This window comes from Saccharopolyspora dendranthemae (assembly GCF_007829955.1).
Classification (GTDB): Bacteria; Actinomycetota; Actinomycetes; order Mycobacteriales; family Pseudonocardiaceae; genus Saccharopolyspora; species Saccharopolyspora dendranthemae.
This window is the reverse complement of the sequence record NZ_VIWX01000002.1, coordinates 183,672-198,103: the sequence shown is the minus strand read 5'-3', so window position 1 is coordinate 198,103 and position 14,432 is coordinate 183,672. Positions and strand designations below refer to the sequence as shown.

The window sequence follows — 14,432 nt, the reverse complement described above, 5'->3', positions numbered from 1 at the left end:
CGGTCTCCTCATCTGCCTGCTGCGCAGGCGATTTCGGTGATCCGCCGGCCACGCTAACTCGTCGAACCCGGCATGGCCATGGTGTAGCAGACGGCCGTGCCCTCCAGCGCTGTGGTGCCGTCGTCCCGCGTGACGGTCGTGGTGATCTTGGTGATCGGCTTGTCGTCGCGAACCTCGTCGACGTGCACCCGCCCGGTGATGGTGTCGCCCGGCCGGACCGGAGCGGTGAAGTTCCAGTTGACGTTGAGGAAGACCGTGCCCGGGCCCGGCAGCTTCTCGGCGACGACGGCGTTGAGCACCGCGCTGGTCACCCCGCCCTGCACCACGATCTCGCCGAACTGCGAGGACTCCGCCGCATCGGTGTCGTAGTGCAGCGGGTTGCGGTCACCGCTGATCTGCGTGAACAACCGGATGTCGGTCGGTCCGATCGTGCGGGAGAGCTCGGCGATGTCGCCGACCTCGGGTTTGCCGTTCGGCCACACGTCACTCATCAACGCCTCCGTCGTGCTGCTGGACTCCCCCGTGAGTACCAGCGCGGGCGGCGCGATTCCACTCACCGCGCCCGTCGGGCTCCCAGCCTGCTCATCGCGATCGCCCCGATGATCGGCCCGGGCGCCAGCAGCAGGAACGCGAAGCGCCAGCCCGCGGCCGCGGCCAGCAGCGGGACCAGCTGGATGCTCACCACCGTCAAGGCGAAGCCGATCGCGGTCTGCGCGGTGAGCGCGGTGCCGATGAAGCGCGGGTCGGCGGCCTCGCTCAGCGACGTGGAGAACACCCCCGAGTCGGCGATCACCGACGCGCCCCACACCACGCAGAACACCACCAGCACGGCGGGTCCGGCGTCGAAGGCCAGCGGTGAGAGCGCGCAGCACGCGCCGCTGGTGACCAGCGCGGCCACCGCGGCCGGCGAGCGTCCGAAGCGATCGGCGCCCCATCCCCCGAGCAGGCAGCCGAGAGCCCCGGCGACGCCGATGGTGACGAACACGGTGATCCCGGTGGAGGCGGGGAGGTCTCGACCCGCGTCGCTGGCCAGCAGGAACGTCGGGATCCACGTCCACAGCGCGTAGAGCTCCCACATGTGCCCGAAGTAGCCGAGGTTGGCCAGGCGCGGCCCGCGCTCGGCGAACATGGCCAGCGCGTAGCGCGGGTTGTGCACGGCGGCCGACGCGGCCAGGTGCGGTCCGGGACGGACCACCAGCACCGCCACCAGCGCCCCGAGCAGGCCCGTTCCGGCGGCGGCGACGAGCACCGCGCGCCACGGCAGCGCGCCGAACCCGCCGATGAGGTGCGGCAGCGTCGAACCGAGGGTCAGCGCCGCGATGAGCAGTCCCATCGCCAGTCCGCGCCCCCGGCTCGGCGCCCACGAGGCCATCAGCTTCATCCCGATCGGGTACACCCCGGCCAGGCACATGCCGGTCAGGAATCGCAGCGGGAGCGCGGCGGCCATCCCGTCGACGACGCCCGCGAGCAGCAGCGTCCACCCGGCGGCCAGGGCCGCGCTGGCGGCCAGCAGCAGGTGCGGGCGGATCCGGTCGGCGAGGTTGAGCAGCGACGATCCGACAGCGCCCGCCACGAACCCGATCTGCACCGATCCGGTCAGCCACACCGCCGCTGCGGCGCTGATCCCCCACTCCTGGCGGAGCGTGGGGACCACGGCGGACACGGAGAACCACACGGCGAGCCCGAACACCTGGACGACGGCGATGGCACCGCGCTGCACACCCGAACGCATGCCCGGCAGTCTGCCCCACCACCGGTAGTTGACCTCAAGGCCGCCGGAGTGCTTGTGTCGGTTCGTGCTGGACAAGGAACGCATCGTCGAAACCCTCGCGGCCGAGTGGGACGCGCTGGAGAACCTGCTCACCGGGCTCACCGACGCCCAGTGGGAGAAGGACACACCACTGCCGGGATGGCGGGTGCACGACGTCGTCGCGCACCTCGTGGGCACCGAGCTGATGCTCAGCGGTGAGCCGACTCCCGACACCGGCCAGGACGTCAGCTCCTACCCTCACGTGCACAACGCCATCGGCGCGCGCAACGAGCACTACGTGCAGCACTTCCGCGCTCAGCCGCACGAGGTCTTGCTGACTCGTTTCCGGGACGTCACCGCCGCGCGGCTGGTGTCGTTGCGGGCGATGTCCGACGAGGAGTTCCACGCTCCGGCCACGACCCCGGCGGGCGAGGCCACCTACGCCCGGTTCATGCGGATCCGGGTGTTCGACTGCTGGATGCACGAGCAGGACATCCGCGACACCGTCGGTCTGCCCGGTGGCGAGGACGGCGCGTCCGCGGAGCTGTCCGTCGACGAGATCACCACCGCGCTGGGCTTCGTGGTCGGCAAGCGCGGTGGCGCACCGGACGGGTCCGCGATCACCTTCGAGCTCAACGGCTTCCGCACCGTTCACGTCGCGGTGGACGGGCGGGCGAAGGTCGTCGACGAGCTGCCGGGCGAGCCGACGGTGCGGATCGCGCTGCCGCTGGGCGTGTTCACCAGGCTCTGCGGCGGCCGGGTGGATCCCGCGACGGTGCTGAGCGCGGTGTCCTACGACGGCGACGCGCTGCTGGGCGAGCGGATCGCCACCCACCTCGCCTTCACCATCTAACCGGTCACCTCGCCAGCCCCTGCTCCTGCTCGATCTCCTCCAGCGTCAGCCCCTCGGTCTTGGGGCCCCAGATCACCCCGATCACACCGCTGATCACGATGAACGCCGTCAGGATGTAGGCCAGGGTCTGGAAGCCGGTGGCGGTGATGATCGGGACGAAGAAGCTCCAGAACCCCAGTCCGATGCGCACCACGGCGAACATCAAGCCCTGAGCGGTGCTGCGGAACTTGGTCGGGAACAGCTCACCGGACCAGATCTGGAAGAAGTGCTGCGCTCCGAAGCCGCCGCCGATGCCGATGGCCACGATGTAGCCCAGCGCGGACCCGAAGTTCAACGGCAGCACCGCGAGCAGGAGCATCCCGCCCGCCTGGATCACGGTGGACAGCGCGAGCATCAGGCGCCGGTTGAACCGGTCGTTGAACGGCATGAACACCAGGACCGTGAACACCGCGACCAGCAGGAAGTACAGGCATTGCAGGCCGACGCTGGCGGCATCGCTCTGGCTTCCGAAGGCCTTCAGCAGGTACGGGGTGTAGAAGCCGTTGGTGCCCGCGAAGAGGTTCCAGATCCCGTACATGCCGATGAGCATCAGCGTCAGCTTCAGGCCCTTGCCGGTCAGCAGCGGGCGCAGCGCGGCGCTCCACTTCACCGGAGCGGTGTCGGTGTTCTCCCGCTCCCAGCGCTCGGATTCGCCGATGCCGTGCCGCATCCACCAGGTGGTCAGCGCCGCGACGAACAGGCTCGCGAACAGCAGCCGCATGCCGAGCATCCCGAGCGGCTGCAGCATGAGTCCCAATGCCAGCGTCACGATCGGGCCGAGCGACCACAGGACCTGCGACAGGCCACCCAGCTTGCCGCGCTTGCGAGCCGGGGAGAACTCGGTGATCAGGCTCCACGAGGCCGGGATGTCGGCGCCGACGGCGAGCCCGACCAGGATGTAGCCGACGAACAGCATCCAGGTGTCGACGGCGAAGATCAGCCACAGCGTGCCGAACATGTACAGCAGCAGGTCGTAGGCGTAGATCTTCTTGCGCCCGTAGCGGTCGCAGATGTAGCCGCCGATCAGTGCGCCCACTCCGGCCGAGATGGCGTTGGAGCTCAACGCGCCCAGCAGTCCGACGGTGCTGTCGGTCAGGCCGTAGGCGGAGACCCACACGCTCAGCGCGACCGAGCCGGCGACGATGGATCCCGCGTCGATGTAGCTGGCCATCGCCGCGACGAACGTCCACTTCCAGTGCTGTCCCGGCGAGGCGTGCTCGCTCTGCGAAACCCCTGCGGCGGATGAAGTCATCGTCGTCCTTCATGCGGCTCGTCGAGTTCGGACGTCGCCGCACCGGAACCGCGCACGACGCTTGAAACGTTTTATGTGGCGAGCACACTAGAGAGCGGCCACCGGGCCGTCAATCGGCCGAACGGTCGAGCGAACATCCCGGCAACTCGGATCGATCATTGACCACAGCTTCCTCGTCGGAATACCGTTCAGAGGCTTTTAAACGTTTCATAGCCCTTGGTCGACGCGACGCCACGAACCCTGCGATGCGCACTGGAGCCCACGATGCCCGACCGCAACACCGTCAAGGCGGCGCTGACCGAGCAGCGGATCGAAACACCCTCCTGGGCCTACGGGAACTCCGGGACGCGCTTCAAGACCTTCGCGCAGGAGGGCATTCCGCGCGATCCGTTCGAGAAGCTCGACGACGCCGCGCAGGTGCACAGGTTCACCGGGGCGGCCCCCAGCGTCGCCCTGCACATCCCCTGGGACCGCGTCGACGACTACAGCGCGCTGGGCGAGCACGCCCGATCGCTCGGATTGCGGCTGGGCGCGATCAACCCGAACACGTTCCAGGAGGAGGAGTACCGGCTCGGCAGCATCTGCAACCCCGATCCTGCGGTGCGCGCCAAGGCGCTGGCGCACCTGCTGGAGTGCGTCGACATCATGGACACCACCGGATCCGACGCGCTGAGCCTGTGGTTCGCCGACGGCCTCAACTACCCAGGCCAGGACTGCATCGCCGAGCGCCAGCAGCGCTTGTCGGAAGCGTTGCGGGCCACCTACGGCCGGCTCGGCGAGCACCAGCGGATGCTGCTGGAGTACAAGTTCTTCGAACCCGCCTTCTACGCCACCGACGTCCCGGACTGGGGCACCTCCTACGCCCACTGCGCGGACCTCGGCGAGCGGGCGCAGGTGCTGGTCGACACGGGTCATCACGCTCCGGGCACCAATATCGAGTTCATCGTGGCGTTCCTGCTCGGGCGCGGACGGCTCGGCGGTTTCCACTTCAACAGCCGCTTCTACGCCGACGACGACCTGATGGTCGGTGCCGCCGACCCGTTCCAGCTGTTCCGGATCATGCACGAGATCGTGCGGGCCGGAGCGTTGCAGGACTCGGCGAACGTGGCGTTCATGCTCGACCAGTGCCACAACCTGGAGCCCAAGATCCCGGCCCTGATCCGCTCGGTCCTCAACGTCCAGGAGGCCACCGCGAAGGCACTGCTGGTGGACGGTGATGCCCTCGCCAGGGCGCAGCGCGACGGTGACGTCCTGGGCTCCAACGCGGTCCTGATGGACGCCTACAACACCGACGTCCGGCCGCTGCTGGCCGAGGTCCGCGAGGACGCGGGCATCGCCCCCGACCCGATCGCCGCCTACCACCGCTCCGGGTACGCCGAGAAGATCATCGCCTCCCGCAAGGACGGCACCCCCGCGGGCTGGGGCGCCTGACCGACACCCTCCCCCGGAGGGGAACGACAGTTTTCATGAGAACCTCCCGTCCCCCGAAAAATGACAGTTTTCATGAAAACGTCTCTCTCCCTGAGAACGAGAGTGTTCGTGTACACCTCCCTCACCTCGAAAGACGTTGGTATTCGTGAGAATTTTCCGATTTCTGGGGTGAGGGAAGTTTTCATGAAAACTTCCCGACGTACCGAGAGGTTCACCATGAGCTCGACGCATCCCGACGTGGCTGCGCTGCTGGCGCGCTCGCACGAGCTGGGCGCGGATCCCCGCAACACCAACTACGCCGGGGGCAACGCTTCGGCCAAGGGCGAGCAGACCGACCCGGTGACCGGCGGGCCGGTGCCGCTGATGTGGGTCAAGGGGTCCGGTGGCGATCTCGGAACCCTGACCGAAGCGGGCCTGGCGGTCCTGCGGCTGGACCGGCTGCGCGCGCTGGTCGACGTCTACCCCGGTGCGGACCGGGAGGACGAGATGGTCGGCGCTTTCGACTACTGCCTGCACGGCAAGGGCGGCGCGGCGCCGTCCATCGACACCGCGATGCACGGTCTCGTCGAAGCCCCCCACCTCGATCACCTGCACCCGGATGCCGGGATCGCGCTGGCCACCGCCGTCGACGGCGAGGCGCTGACGGAGGAGTGCTTCGGCGACCAGGTCGCGTGGGTTCCGTGGCGGCGTCCCGGTTTTCAGCTGGGGCTGGACATCGCCGCGATCAAGGAGGCGAACCCGCAGGCCATCGGCGTGGTCCTGGGCGGGCACGGGATCACGGCCTGGGGTGCCACGAGCGAGGAGTGCCGGCGCAACTCGCTGCACATCATCCGCACCGCCGAGCGGTTCATCGACGAACGCGGCAACGCCGAGCCGTTCGGACCGGTGATCGAGGGTTTCCAGCCGCTCCCCGAGGAGCAGCGCAGAGCCCGCGCGGCCGAGCTGGCGCCGGTGATCCGGGGGCTCGCGTCGACGGACCGCCCGCAGGTCGGGCACTTCGACGACGCGCCGGAGGTGCTGGAGTTCCTCGCGCGCGAGAACCACCCGCGCCTGGCGGCCCTGGGCACGTCGTGCCCGGACCACTTCCTGCGCACCAAGGTCCGCCCGCTGCTGCTCGATCTCAGCCCCGACGCCGACCTCGACGAGGTGGTGGCGCGTCTCGGGGAGCTCCACGAGCGCTACCGGGAGGACTACCGGTCCTACTACGACCGCTACGCCGACGCCGACTCCCCCGCGATGCGCGGCGCGGACCCGGCGATCGTGCTGGTGCCGGGCATCGGCCTGTTCTCCTTCGGCAAGGACGAGCAGACCGCTCGGGTGGCGGCCGAGTTCTACCGCAACGCGATCAACGTGATGCGCGGTGCCGAAGCGATCTCCACCTACCAGCCGATCGACGAGTCCGAGAAGTTCCGCATCGAGTACTGGGCGCTGGAAGAGGCCAAGCTCGCTCGGATGCCGGAACCCAAGCCGCTGGCGACCCGGGTCGCGCTGGTCACCGGAGCCGCTTCCGGGATCGGAAGGTCCACTGCGCAAAGGCTTTCCGCCGAGGGCGCGTGCGTGGTGCTGGCCGATCTCGACCTCGGCAGGGCCCAGGAGCTGGCCGCCGAGCTCGGCGGTCCGGACGCGGCGGTGGCAGTGCGGGTCGACGTCACCGACGAGGAGCAGGTCGCGGGAGCTTTCCGGGAAGCGGCACTGACTTTCGGCGGGGTCGACCTGGTGGTCAACAACGCCGGGCTGTCGATCTCGAAGCCGCTGCTGGACACCACGGTCGCCGACTGGGACCTCCAGCACGACGTGATGGCGCGCGGCTCGTTCCTGGTCTCGCGTGAGGCGGCGCGGCTGATGGTGGCGCAGCGGATGGGCGGCGACATCGTCTACATCGCCAGCAAGAACTCGGTGTTCGCGGGTCCGAACAACGTCGCCTACGGCGCGACGAAGGCCGACCAGGCGCACCAGGTCCGGCTGCTGGCGGCCGAGCTGGGCGAGCACGGGATCCGCGTCAACGGCGTCAACCCGGACGGCGTGGTCCGCGGGTCGGGCATCTTCGCGGGCGGCTGGGGCGCGCAGCGGGCGAAGGTCTACGGCGTCGCCGAGGAGGACCTGGGCAAGTTCTACGCCCAGCGCACCATTCTCAAGCGCGAGGTGCTGCCGGAACACGTCGCAGCCGCGGTGTTCGCGCTGGCGGGCGGCGATCTCACGCACACCACGGGTTTGCACGTGCCGGTGGACGCCGGCGTGGCCGCGGCGTTCCTGCGCTGAGGAGGTGCCGGATGACGACGGACTCCCCGACCTTCGCGGCGGTGGATCTGGGCGCTTCCAACGGCCGGGTGGTCGTCGGCCGGATCTCCGGCGGCCTGCTGGAGACCACCGAGGTCCACCGCTTCCCCAACGGCCCCGCCACGCGACCGGACGGAGCGCACTGGGACGTCGGGGAGCTGTTCCGGCAGGTCCTCGTCGGCCTCCGCCAGACAGGTGCGCCGGTGTCGGTCGGCATCGATTCGTGGGGGGTCGACTACGGGTTGGTCGACGGCTCGGGAGAACTGCTGGGAGACCCCTTCCACTACCGGGATTCGCGCACCGACCACGTCGCACAGTCCTTCGTGGACTCCTTCGGAGCGCCGGAGCTGTTCGCGCGCAACGGGTTGCAATTCCTCCCGTTCAACACCCTCTTCCAGCTCGTGGCCGAGAACCGCGCAGCGCTGGGAGCCGCCGACACCCTGCTCCTGATGCCGGACCTGATCGGGTACTGGTTGACGGGCGAGATCGGAGCGGAACTGACCAACGCCTCCACGACGGGTCTGCTGGACGCTCGCAGCCACCGGTGGTCACCCGAGCTGGCGCGGGCCGCCGGTATGGACGTCTCGGTGCTTCCCGCACTGCGCGAACCCGGCGACACCGTGGGATCGCTGCGACCGGCGATCGCCGAGGAGACGGGACTGACCGACACCTCGGTGATCGCCGTCGGCTCGCACGACACCGCCTCCGCCGTGGTCGGAATCCCCGCGCAGGAGTCCGATTTCGCCTACGTGTGCACCGGAACCTGGTCGCTGGCGGGCTTGGAACTGCCCGGCCCCGTGCTCACCGATCGAGCCCGCCGGGCCAACTTCACCAACGAGCTGGGCGTCGACGGAACGGTCCGCTTCCTGCGCAACATCATGGGACTCTGGCTGCTCCAGGAGAGTCTCCGCACCTGGGGGCTCACCTCCGGCGACCTGCCGGCCCTGCTGGCGGAGGCGGCCCGGGCCGCACCGCTGACGGCGGTCGTCGACGCCGAGGACCACCGCTTCCTCGCTCCCGGCGACATGCCCTTGCGCATCGCGCAAGCCTGCCGCGAAACAGACCAGCCGGTGCCGGGGACCCGCGGCGCGATGGTCCGCTGCATCCTCGAAAGCCTCGCCCTGGCACACCGCCGCGCCCTCCGCGAGGCGGCTGAGCTGGCCGGCCGAAACGTCGAGGTCGTCCACCTGGTGGGTGGCGGCGCCCGCAACGAGCTCCTCTGCCAGTTCACGGCCGACGCCCTGGGCGTCCCGGTCGTCGCGGGCCCGGTCGAGGCCACGGCGACCGGCAACCTCCTCATCCAAGCCAGAGCCGCAGGCCAGGTCGCAGACCTCACCGAGATCCGCCACCTCGTCGCCCGCTCCCATCCCCTCCGCCACTACACCCCCACCACGACCACCACCCCCTGGACCCACGCCGAATCCCACCTCCACCCCACCCCCTGACCCCGACCACCGTGGCCTCGACGCGTTCGAGGTGGGTGGACCTCGCCCGTAGGCAGTTTTGGTCCGAATTGACCGGGCATACCGGACTTCGATCTGGACGGTTCGGACCAAAACCGCCCACTCAGCACCCCGCACTCGTCAGCCGAGCTTGGTAGAACTGCCTCATGGCTGGTTGGGATGCCGGTGCGCCGGGGGTGATGGCCCTGCCGTCGGGGCGGTTGGTGCGGGGGCGAGGTCTGCGCGCCGCGCTGCCGGAGGGACCGGTCCCGGACTTCGCGCTGCACCTGGTCGGACGCCGGCCCAGCCGGGTCGAGTGGGATTCGCGCTGGGTGCGGTGGCCGGACTTCCTGCTCCCCCGCGACCGGGCCGATGCCGCCGACGCGTTCCGCGAGGCGTGGGGACGGGCGGGCGATGAGCGCGTCGAGCTGGCGTGCGGCGGCGGCCGGGGCCGCACCGGGACGGCGCTGGCCTGCCTCGCCGTGATCGACGGCGTGCCGCCCGGCGAAGCCGTCTCCTACGTGCGCGCCCACTACCACCCCCGGGCGGTCGAAACACCGTGGCAGCGCCGCTACGTGCGCGACTTCCGCGGCTGACGGCAGGACTTTCGGCCGGTCCGCCACGACCGGCCGAGGACGAGACTGCCCCTGTTGGCGCGGGGTGCCCGTCCGGCGCTCCGCAGGAGATGCCAGGGGGCGAGAACCATGCGAATGCTCATCAGGATCAAGCCGGGCCTGGAAGCGGCGAACCAGGCGCTCAAGGACGGGTCGATGCAGAAAGCGCTCCAACAGGCGCACGAGCAGCTCAAGCCCGAAGCCTCGTACTTCCTGCCGGAGAACGGGCAGCGGACCGCGTACTTCTTCTGCGACCTCGCCGACGAGTCCCAGATCGTGTCCTCGCTCGACCCCTTCTTCTCCCACCTGGAGGCGAAGGTCGAGGTCTACCCCGCGATGAACTTCAACGACCTGCTCGCGGGCTTCGACCAGCTCGACCGGGGCTGACCGCGCGCCTCTGCGTCGGCCGCAAGAGTCCGTTCCGAAGCCGCCTCCGGTTCGCCGAGGCGTCATCTGTGCTCCATAGTGTCGGTCCGGTTTTCCCGAACCGACCGAAAAGGTGGAGCATGAACGAGAACTCCTACCGCCCTACCCGGCGCCAGGTGCTGCTGGCAGGTTCTGCCGCCCTCGGTGCGGCGGCCTTGGGCACGACCGGTCCCGCCTACGCCGGGACCAACCGGGTCCGCGAGCCGTTCCAGCTCGGGATCGCCTCCGGTGATCCGCTGCCGGACGGCGTCGTGCTGTGGACCCGATTAGCCCCTGAACCGCTGACCGAGGACGGCTTCGGCGGCATGCCCGACCAGATCGTGCCGGTGCAGTGGCAGGTCGCCACCGACGAGCGCTTCTCCGACGTCGTCGCCGAGGGCACCGAGCAAGCCGTGCGCGCCTCGGCGCACTCGGTGCACGCCGAGGTCACGGGGTTGCGCTCAGGCGCGGAGTACTTCTACCGGTTCCGCGCGGGCGACCAACTCAGCCCGATCGGCCGCACCAAGACCGCCCCGGCGCCCGGCGCGAAGCTGGACAAGTTCTCCTTCGCCTTCGCCAGCTGCCAGAACTACCCGGCCGGTCACTACACGGCCTACCAGCACATGGCCGAGGAAGACCTGGACCTGGTCGCGTTCCTCGGCGACTACATCTACGAGGGCGGCGATCCCGGTGCGATCGGGCGTCCGCACGTGCCCGCGCACGAGATCATGGACCTCGCCGACTACCGGACCCGGCTCGGCCAGTACAAGTCGGACGAGTTCCTGCAGGCCGCGCACGCCGCGTTCCCGTGGGCCGTCGTCTTCGACGACCACGAGGTGGAGAACAACTGGGCCGGTGACCTCTCGCAGCCCGACTCCGAGCCGGACCAGGACCCGGCGGTGTTCCGCGAGCGCAGGGCGCAGGCGTTCCAGGCCTACTACGAGCACATGCCGCTGCGCCGCGCGCAGCGCCCGAGCGGACCGGACATCCGCATCCACCGCCGCCTGACCTTCGGCGACCTGGTCGACGTGCACCTGCTGGACACCCGCCAGTACCGCGACGACCAGGAGGTTCCGCCGGAGCAGGTCGACGACCCGGAGCGCACCATCCTCGGCGCCGAGCAGCGGAAGTGGTTGCTGGACAACCTCGCGGGCCGCACCGCCCGCTGGAACGTCCTGGCGCAGCAGGTCTTCTTCAGCCAGCGCGACTTCACCTCGGGCGATGCGGACTCGTTCAGCGACGACGCGTGGGACAACTACCCGGCGGAGCGGAACCTGGTGCGCGACCGCCTGGCCGGTGTCTCGAACCCGGTGGTCATCACCGGCGACGTGCACGCCAACTACGCCGCGGACATCAAGGCCGACTTCGAGCGGGCGGATTCGGCCACGGTCGGCGTGGAGCTGGTGGGCACCTCCATCGCCTCGGGCGGCAACGGCACCGACCAGAACCCGGGCGACGCGGTCCAGCTGCAGGAGAACCCGCACATCAAGTTCGTCAACCGGCAGCGCGGCTACGTCCGCAACACCATCACCCACGATGCCTGGAAGGCCGATTTCCGGGTCGTCGACCAGGTCACCACTCCCGGCGCGGGCCTCTCCGACCGCGCCACCTTCACCATCCGGGCCGGCCGGCCGGGGCTGGTCGAAGGATGACGACCGTGGTGCCCCGGTCTCGCCGGGGCACCACGGATCGGTCCACAGTAGAGCGGGCCGGCCCGGTCCGAACACGCGGCCAACGCACGGTGAAGACCTGCTACCTGCGAACATCGAGCGCCTTCCACGGGGCGGAAGCACGTGCGCGTTGGGTACTGTGGTGCCGATTCAACGGCGAGCTCGTAGGACGTGACATGACGAACGCGCGGCGGAAGCTGATCTTGGTCCGGCACGCGAAGTCGGCGCACCCGGACGGTGTCGAGGACTTCGACCGGCCGCTGACCGAGCGCGGGCGTCGCGATGCCCCGGCCGTGGGCCGCTGGCTGCGCGACAACGCCTACGCGATCGAGGTCGTGCGCTGCTCACCTGCCCTGCGCACCCGCGAGACCTGGGAGCTGGCGGGCGCGAACATCCCGGCGGGCCCGCAGGTCAGCCTCGACGAGCGCGTCTACGACGCCACGGCGCACGAGCTGCTCTCCCTCGTGCGCGAACTGCCGGTGACGGCGATGACTGCCGCGATCGTCGGGCACAACCCCGGCCTGGAAGACCTGGTCCACCTGCTGACCGGCGAATCCGTGGAGCTCAAGACCTCGGCGGTGGCGCTGCTGAGCAGCGAGCGGGCCTGGGCGGACGCGGCGGAGTCCTGGACCTGCGCGTCCACCTTCGCCAAACCGCGCGGCTGAGCGCGGTCGTCCGGCGTTCTAGACTCCGCGCATGGTCGACATCCCCGGTGAGCCGTTCTTCCACCCCGACGGGAACCTGCTGGTCCCGGCCAAGCACGCGAGCAGTCCGTGGTCACCGCAGATGATGCACGGACGGCTGTTCGGCGGCCTGCTGGCCAGGTCGCTGGAGCTGGAGCACGGCGCGGAGGACCTCCAGTTCGCCCGGCTGACGGTGGACTTGTTCCGCAGCGCCCAGCTCGACCCGGTCCGCGTGGAAACCCACCGGGTTCGCGACGGGCGACGCATCCGGGTCGCCGACGCCACGGTCTACGCCGGGGACAAGGCCGTCGCCCGCGCCAGCGCGGTCCTGCTCCGCAAGGGCGATCAGCCCGCGGGCGAGGTCCCGACGACCCCGTCGTGGTCGATGCCGGTGGTCGCCGAGCTCGGTCCGCCGCCGGTCTCGTCGGGCCAGTGGGAACCGCCGTTCGACATCTGGATGCTCGACGAGGCCGGGGCCACCACCGACTGGTCCCAGGCGGGAGCCCGCCGCGCCTGGGTGCGCGACACCCACGAGCTGGTCGCGGGCGAACCCATGACGCCCTTCGTCCGGACCGCCACCGCGGCCGACTTCGCGAGTCCGCTGGCCAACATGCCCGAAAGCGGGTCCCTGGGCTTCATCAACGCCGACTACACCCTCACGCTCAGCCGGATGCCCACCACACCGGAGATCGGGATGGAGGCCACCGGCCACCTCAGCCACACCGGCGTGGCGACGGGATCCACGACGTTCCACGACCCTGAGGGGCCCTTCGGCTACTGCACCGTGACCGCGGTGGCGACCCCGCCGATGGCCTGACCCTCGTGGGTCGGGGAAGTTTTCATGAAAACTTCCCCGACGAGGACGAGTGCCCCTCCTCGCAGGTGGAGGGGCACTCGCCGCCGAGGTCAGGCCTGGTCTAAGCCGCCCGACTTGAGCTTCGCGGTGAACGACGACCACTCACCGGCGCTCACCGCCAGCACCGGGCTGGCGTCGCCGAGCTTGCTGTCCCGCACAAGACGTCCGCCCGCGACGACAGCGGTCTCGACGCACTGCGCGTCACCGGAGCTGTAGCTGCTCTTGACCCACCGCACGGACGCATGTTGACCGGCGTGGTTTCCCATCGATGCCCCTCTCGTGTCCTCACCTCATCTGTTCCGCCACCTCGGCGATGAACTCGCGTGACTCCACCGGCCCGAGCGCGGCAGCCTGCAGTCGACCCCACAAGCTCCCGTAGGAAGTCACAGCATCGTGGGCGTCGAGGTATTGAGCGTCGTCATGCGATTCGACGTAGACGAAGTCGAGCGGCGCGGTGACGCCTGAGGCCGGGATGTTGAGCAGGGTGAATCGATACGCGACTTGACCGGCATAGGTCCGGGCGTTGAACGGCAGGATCTGAATCTGCACGTTGCGACGTCGCGCCATGTCCGCGAGGTGACTCAGCTGCTCGCGCATCACCTCGGGTCCACCGATGTTCCTGCGCACGCACGATTCGGAGAGCACGAACGAGAGTTGCGGCCGGTCCTGCCTGGTGAACACGCTCTGACGTTCCTTGCGCGCCAACACGCGGCTTTCGAGGTTGTCCTCACGACCACCGGGCTGACTCCCCTCCAGCAGAGCCTGGATGTAGTTCTCCGTCTGGAGGAGTCCGGGGATGACTTCGACCTCGACCGACTTGAGCGCTGCGGCATCGCGTTCCAGCTCGACGAACAGGCGGAACCAGTCCGGGTAGACGGCGCGGTAGCCGGTCCACCTGCCGCGCTGGTTCTGGCCGCGCGCCAGGTCGAGCAGGACTTCCGCGTGGTCGGCATCGGCTCCGTAGAGCTCGCCGAGGAGCTTGACGTCACCGGCCTGGATGCTGCTCTGCGCGAGCTCGATCCGGCTGATCTTGCTGGTCCGGCATCCGAGGTGCTGGGCGGCCTTCTCCGGATCGACGCCCGCTCGCTCGCGCAATCGCGTGAGCTCGTTGGACAGCAGGAGTCGGCGAACGGTCGGGGTCATGACCATCGGGACGGTGC

At 69.6% G+C, this 14,432-nt stretch carries 14 protein-coding genes; 9 read left to right on the top strand and 5 right to left on the bottom strand.

Annotated features, from left to right (window positions below; genetic code table 11):
• Positions 1-53: 53 nt before the first annotated feature.
• Complete coding sequence (locus FHU35_RS09865; protein ID WP_145738211.1) at positions 54-491, bottom strand: MaoC family dehydratase; 438 nt, start codon at positions 489-491, stop codon at positions 54-56.
• A 62-nt stretch (positions 492-553) separates the two neighbouring features.
• Positions 554-1,807, bottom strand: coding sequence for an MFS transporter (locus FHU35_RS09860; protein WP_246110207.1), 1,254 nt, complete (start codon positions 1,805-1,807; stop codon positions 554-556).
• On the opposite strand from FHU35_RS09860, the gene FHU35_RS09855 reads away from it, so the two are divergent.
• A complete protein-coding gene (locus FHU35_RS09855; protein ID WP_145738210.1) occupies positions 1,797-2,603 on the top strand; it encodes a maleylpyruvate isomerase family mycothiol-dependent enzyme in 807 nt (268 codons plus the stop codon). The two genes, FHU35_RS09860 and FHU35_RS09855, sit on opposite strands and share 11 nt — an antisense overlap.
• A 4-nt stretch (positions 2,604-2,607) precedes the next feature.
• Here the strand turns inward: FHU35_RS09855 and FHU35_RS09850 are convergent, their stop codons facing one another.
• Entirely contained in the window at positions 2,608-3,894 is a 1,287-nt protein-coding gene (locus FHU35_RS09850; protein ID WP_145738209.1) for an MFS transporter, read from the bottom strand.
• Positions 3,895-4,158: 264 nt separating this feature from the next.
• Here FHU35_RS09850 and rhaI point away from each other — a divergent pair, with 264 nt between their 5' ends.
• The 8 genes from rhaI to FHU35_RS09810 all read left to right on the top strand — a co-directional run bounded on the left by rhaI (position 4,159) and on the right by FHU35_RS09810 (position 13,233).
• Positions 4,159-5,325: an L-rhamnose isomerase gene (rhaI, locus tag FHU35_RS09845; protein WP_145738208.1), complete on the top strand. Its 1,167-nt coding sequence runs from the start codon at positions 4,159-4,161 to the stop codon at positions 5,323-5,325.
• Positions 5,326-5,541: 216 nt separating this feature from the next.
• On the top strand, positions 5,542-7,584 hold the full coding sequence (locus tag FHU35_RS09840; RefSeq protein ID WP_145738207.1) for a bifunctional aldolase/short-chain dehydrogenase: 2,043 nt from the start codon (positions 5,542-5,544) through the stop codon (positions 7,582-7,584).
• An 11-nt stretch (positions 7,585-7,595) separates the two neighbouring features.
• Positions 7,596-9,047 (top strand): rhamnulokinase, encoded by a 1,452-nt coding sequence (locus FHU35_RS09835; RefSeq protein WP_145738206.1) that lies wholly within the window; start codon positions 7,596-7,598, stop codon positions 9,045-9,047.
• Between the two features lie 164 nt (positions 9,048-9,211).
• The gene (locus FHU35_RS09830; RefSeq protein WP_145738205.1) at positions 9,212-9,640 is read left to right on the top strand and encodes a phosphatase domain-containing protein; all 429 of its coding nucleotides are present in this window, start codon (positions 9,212-9,214) and stop codon (positions 9,638-9,640) included.
• A gap of 114 nt (positions 9,641-9,754) precedes the next feature.
• A complete protein-coding gene (locus FHU35_RS09825; RefSeq protein WP_145738204.1) occupies positions 9,755-10,045 on the top strand; it encodes a hypothetical protein in 291 nt (96 codons plus the stop codon).
• Between the two features lie 119 nt (positions 10,046-10,164).
• Positions 10,165-11,715, top strand: a complete 1,551-nt coding sequence (locus FHU35_RS09820) for an alkaline phosphatase D family protein (RefSeq protein ID WP_145738203.1) — start codon at positions 10,165-10,167, stop codon at positions 11,713-11,715.
• A gap of 194 nt (positions 11,716-11,909) precedes the next feature.
• Positions 11,910-12,398 carry a SixA phosphatase family protein gene (locus FHU35_RS09815; protein WP_186459357.1) on the top strand — a complete coding sequence of 163 codons (489 nt, stop codon included), beginning with the start codon at positions 11,910-11,912 and terminating at the stop codon, positions 12,396-12,398.
• A gap of 31 nt (positions 12,399-12,429) precedes the next feature.
• The gene (locus FHU35_RS09810) at positions 12,430-13,233 is read left to right on the top strand and encodes an acyl-CoA thioesterase domain-containing protein (protein WP_145738202.1); all 804 of its coding nucleotides are present in this window, start codon (positions 12,430-12,432) and stop codon (positions 13,231-13,233) included.
• Positions 13,234-13,322: 89 nt separating this feature from the next.
• On the opposite strand, the gene FHU35_RS09805 is transcribed toward FHU35_RS09810, so the two are convergent.
• Entirely contained in the window at positions 13,323-13,508 is a 186-nt protein-coding gene (locus tag FHU35_RS09805) for a DUF397 domain-containing protein (RefSeq protein WP_246110206.1), read from the bottom strand.
• Between the two features lie 49 nt (positions 13,509-13,557).
• Positions 13,558-14,415 (bottom strand): helix-turn-helix domain-containing protein, encoded by an 858-nt coding sequence (locus FHU35_RS09800; protein WP_186459356.1) that lies wholly within the window; start codon positions 14,413-14,415, stop codon positions 13,558-13,560.
• Positions 14,416-14,432: the final 17 nt, after the last annotated feature.

Bases quoted from the DNA above. Each gene is read 5' to 3' on its own strand.
- FHU35_RS09865 (WP_145738211.1), bottom strand. From the start codon at position 491: ATGAGTGACGTGTGGCCGAACGGCAAACCCGAGGTCGGCGACATCGCC.
- FHU35_RS09850 (WP_145738209.1), bottom strand. From the start codon at position 3,894: ATGACTTCATCCGCCGCAGGGGTTTCGCAGAGCGAGCACGCCTCGCCG.
- rhaI (WP_145738208.1), top strand. From the start codon at position 4,159: ATGCCCGACCGCAACACCGTCAAGGCGGCGCTGACCGAGCAGCGGATC.
- FHU35_RS09840 (WP_145738207.1), top strand. From the start codon at position 5,542: ATGAGCTCGACGCATCCCGACGTGGCTGCGCTGCTGGCGCGCTCGCAC.
- FHU35_RS09835 (WP_145738206.1), top strand. From the start codon at position 7,596: ATGACGACGGACTCCCCGACCTTCGCGGCGGTGGATCTGGGCGCTTCC.
- FHU35_RS09830 (WP_145738205.1), top strand. From the start codon at position 9,212: ATGGCTGGTTGGGATGCCGGTGCGCCGGGGGTGATGGCCCTGCCGTCG.
- FHU35_RS09825 (WP_145738204.1), top strand. From the start codon at position 9,755: ATGCTCATCAGGATCAAGCCGGGCCTGGAAGCGGCGAACCAGGCGCTC.
- FHU35_RS09820 (WP_145738203.1), top strand. From the start codon at position 10,165: ATGAACGAGAACTCCTACCGCCCTACCCGGCGCCAGGTGCTGCTGGCA.
- FHU35_RS09815 (WP_186459357.1), top strand. From the start codon at position 11,910: ATGACGAACGCGCGGCGGAAGCTGATCTTGGTCCGGCACGCGAAGTCG.
- FHU35_RS09810 (WP_145738202.1), top strand. From the start codon at position 12,430: ATGGTCGACATCCCCGGTGAGCCGTTCTTCCACCCCGACGGGAACCTG.
- FHU35_RS09800 (WP_186459356.1), bottom strand. From the start codon at position 14,415: ATGACCCCGACCGTTCGCCGACTCCTGCTGTCCAACGAGCTCACGCGA.